The sequence below is a fragment of the Streptococcus sp. 2154 genome (assembly GCF_013277255.1).
Classification (GTDB): Bacteria; Bacillota; Bacilli; order Lactobacillales; family Streptococcaceae; genus Streptococcus; species Streptococcus pseudopneumoniae.
The window spans coordinates 1-3,245 of the sequence record NZ_VMMK01000101.1 but is presented as its reverse complement, the minus strand read 5'-3'; the positions used below and the strand labels follow the sequence as shown (position 1 = coordinate 3,245).

Below are 3,245 nucleotides of genomic sequence, written 5' to 3'. Positions count from 1 at the left end.
TTTTGATTTTAGGATAGTATCAGTTTGCATTTTTCTCTTGTGGGAATGCTACCATTGAAATCTTAGTAGCATTAAGTGGAGTAAATTTGCTGTCAAGATTTTTCAAAAAAAAGAGAAGTAAATAGATTTGTTAGTGGATTGTTAAGACGAAAGGTAAAATTGGGATATTTAAAATGAAACATTTTTTTGCTGGAATTGGTGAAATTCATTTTTTGTCATTTTTAGTATATCCAATCACTAGTCCAATAATTGGACTAGTGATTGGATATACTAAAATAAATCTAATAAATTCTATTATTATAGCTCTTGGTATGATATTGACATTAATTTTGGTATTATCAAGAGTGTATAGAAAATATTTTTATAGAGACGATGATGACTAAAGTTGTTATCAATAAAGCAGGTTTTGCAACTTCTGCTATTAACAGATTTGCAACTTGGATGTCAATTGGTGATGCAATCACAACAATTTGGGCAAATAATGATATTCATCGCAGAGATCTAAACTTAAACGACTTAAGGTGATTGTAAAATGGGTATGAAAATTGAAAAAATTTTTGTTATTGTATTTTTGGCATTTCTACTAATTTCCTCTGTAACTTTTTTAGCATATGATCATGTTGATGAGGAACTAAAGAAATTAATCATTATGATTAATTTAATATTTTTGATTTTAACCATAGCAATGATAGTTTATGCAAAATTAAAAAAAGATAAGGGTGCTGTAAAATTATGATGCGTAAACTAATTGTTTTCTTACTAATGCTTCCTTTTTTAGGCTTGTGGTTAGAGTTGCATGTCTTAGTGAATAACTTGCCATTGAATTTAGAAATTCCCCTTGATTTTGTTATCAGTATGGGTCTTACTTTCTGTAGCTTGATTTTCTCAAAAATAGTTTTAGACCTAGTATATGCATTGAAAGATGTATACAAGAAAGAAGGTCTTATTACAATTTTTCCTTTTATTTTTACAGGAAAGAAGAAAGTAAATGTGCGATTCTCACCCTATTTTTCATTCCACCGTAAAAGTTTGTCTGCTGATGATTTAAAATCGAGGATTATATGGAGTTTTATTCTTGAAATAGCTATTATTCTAGTATTTATTTTAAAAATTCCTTCTGCCCTCATCGTGCTTACTACAATATTTTTTTGGAATATAATGGATATCAACCATATCGTTTTTAATAAGACGGAATTTCTTTTCAATCAAAATAAATGGCAAAAAGAAGATTCGTTTGACAGGGATTTGAGCAATACTTTAAAGGATAAAATACAAAAATCAGAGCTAAATTATTCTGACTTAATGTGTATTCTGCTGTATGATGCGATTAACCAATCTACCTTTTTAACGGATAGCGAGATCTTTGAGGATATTTTGAAAAAAATCGAAGATTCTCAGAACACCCTTCTGTGTACAGGTCTTGCCGAGTTACTGCTGTATGAGATTTCTATTAGTAACAATAATAACTGGCAAGAAAAGATTGATAAAATTAGAATACGGCTCATCAGAATCAATCAACTAGATTTTTTCTATTATACAAGTTGGTTAAGAAATAATTTTAATTTCTGTATGAATAGAGAGTATGATAAGATAAAATCACGAAGGATATTGATTAGTAATAAGAAGATAATCTAGATTCATACTGTTCGTACAACAAATGAAATAATTTCAACTAATTAGGTTTGCAAATCTGTTCATCTATAGAATATGATTAGGCAAAAAAGTATCTTATCTAGGTAACTAAGTGCTATAAACAAAGTCGATGCTCACTTGTTAGGAAACTATCCTAACCATGCTTAATAAAAAAGGAGAAAACAAATGGAACTCGTATTGCCAAATAATTATGTTGATCTTGAACAAGAAGAGATGATGTATCTTGATGGCGGAGAACCAATGTCAATTTCGGCCATTGTTGCCTTGGCTATCACAATTGGTGGCGCATCGTATAGCACAGGATATGTGTTAGGAGAAAGAGTCTACTATTCAGGATATAAAAACTCTGATTATCAAAAAAATAAGTGGGGTATTAGGGGAGCAATGCTGGTTGCATTTGGAGCAATAGGTGCAATAGTTATGCTCGGTTTTGAAAATAGATACTATGCTTTGGTTACTGGTAGAGGATAAAATGTTAAGAGTAATAGTAGTTATTCAATCTTTAGTAATAATACTGCTTGCTGTTGCTTTATTATTATCTCGGAAAAACTTTGATTCGTTAAATGTTGTTCTTATAATGATGATCGTATCACAATTGTTGTTATTAGTATATTTGATAAAATTAGGGAATCAGTGATTAGCTGTTATTTGAATTAAGTAAACTGTTAAGCTTCAAGCAGTAACTGGTTTTAAATATTTAAAATAAGATAAAGGAAGGAAGTCTAATTTAGGTAACTAAACAAAGCCTGCGATCACTTGTTAGGAAACTATCCTAACCATGATTAATAAAAAAGAGAATTTTGATGGAACTCGTATTACCAAACAACTATGTTGCTATTGAGCAAGAAGAGATGATGTATCTTGATGGTGAAGGGTGGCTTGCCTTGCTTTGTGGAGGTGTAGGTGGTGTCGCAAGCGGAATAGCAGGAGCTATAACTGGAGCGGCAGCTGGTGCAGCACTAGGGACAATAACCTTACCAGTTATTGGTACAGTTAGCTATGCATTCATTTTAGCTACTTGTGGTGCAGCAACAGGTTATATGTCAGGCTATATTACCGGCTATAATTTCGGTAGGATATTGGAAAGTAATTTAGGCTGGGACTAGTTATGAAAGATAAAAAAGTACAACTATTTGCGACTATAGTATTTATTATGAATCTATTATTAGCTATCGTGAGTTTATTTGATACTAGTATTTTTAAGCATGTTTTCCTTATAGTGAGCTATCTGGTAATCATGTTTGCCTTTCTTATCTATATTGTTGCTAATACTCAATGAAAATCAAAAAGCAAACTAGGAAGCTAGCCGCAGGTTGCTCAAAGCACTGCTTTGAGGTTGTAGATAAAACTGACGAAGTCAGCTCAAAACACTGTTTTGAGGTTGCAGATAGAACTGACGAAGTCAGCTCAAAACACAGTTTTGAGGTTGTAGATGAAACTGACGAAGTCAGCTCAAAACACCGTTTTGAGGTTGTAGATAAAACTGACGAAGTCAGCTCAAAACACAGTTTTGAGGTTGCAGATAGAACTGACGAAGTCAGCTCAAAACACAGTTTTGAGGTTGCAGATAGAACTGACGAAGTCAGTAACAA

At 32.0% G+C, this 3,245-nt stretch carries 7 protein-coding genes; all 7 read left to right on the top strand.

Translation table 11 applies throughout. The annotated features are described in order from the left end of the window. Positions 1-173: 173 nt before the first annotated feature. Positions 174-383 (top strand): hypothetical protein, encoded by a 210-nt coding sequence (locus HT693_RS12205; RefSeq protein ID WP_050971569.1) that lies wholly within the window; start codon positions 174-176, stop codon positions 381-383. Then, on the top strand, positions 376-525 hold the full coding sequence (locus tag HT693_RS11645) for a hypothetical protein (RefSeq protein ID WP_000170231.1): 150 nt from the start codon (positions 376-378) through the stop codon (positions 523-525). The genes HT693_RS12205 and HT693_RS11645 overlap by 8 nt, the downstream gene beginning before the upstream one ends. Positions 526-532: 7 nt before the next feature. After that, complete coding sequence (locus tag HT693_RS11640; RefSeq protein WP_000525455.1) at positions 533-736, top strand: hypothetical protein; 204 nt, start codon at positions 533-535, stop codon at positions 734-736. Further along, positions 733-1,635: a hypothetical protein gene (locus HT693_RS11635; RefSeq protein WP_000984724.1), complete on the top strand. Its 903-nt coding sequence runs from the start codon at positions 733-735 to the stop codon at positions 1,633-1,635. Before HT693_RS11640 ends, HT693_RS11635 begins: the two co-directional genes overlap by 4 nt. A gap of 183 nt (positions 1,636-1,818) precedes the next feature. Further along, positions 1,819-2,124, top strand: a complete 306-nt coding sequence (locus HT693_RS11630) for an SPAR17_0115 family bacteriocin-like peptide (RefSeq protein ID WP_000424423.1) — start codon at positions 1,819-1,821, stop codon at positions 2,122-2,124. 332 nt (positions 2,125-2,456) lie between these two features. Next, entirely contained in the window at positions 2,457-2,759 is a 303-nt protein-coding gene (locus HT693_RS11625; RefSeq protein WP_000424403.1) for a hypothetical protein, read from the top strand. A 169-nt stretch (positions 2,760-2,928) separates the two neighbouring features. Then, positions 2,929-3,245 (top strand): hypothetical protein (locus HT693_RS12200; protein ID WP_345890526.1); only part of this gene is annotated, 317 nt, incomplete at its 3' end.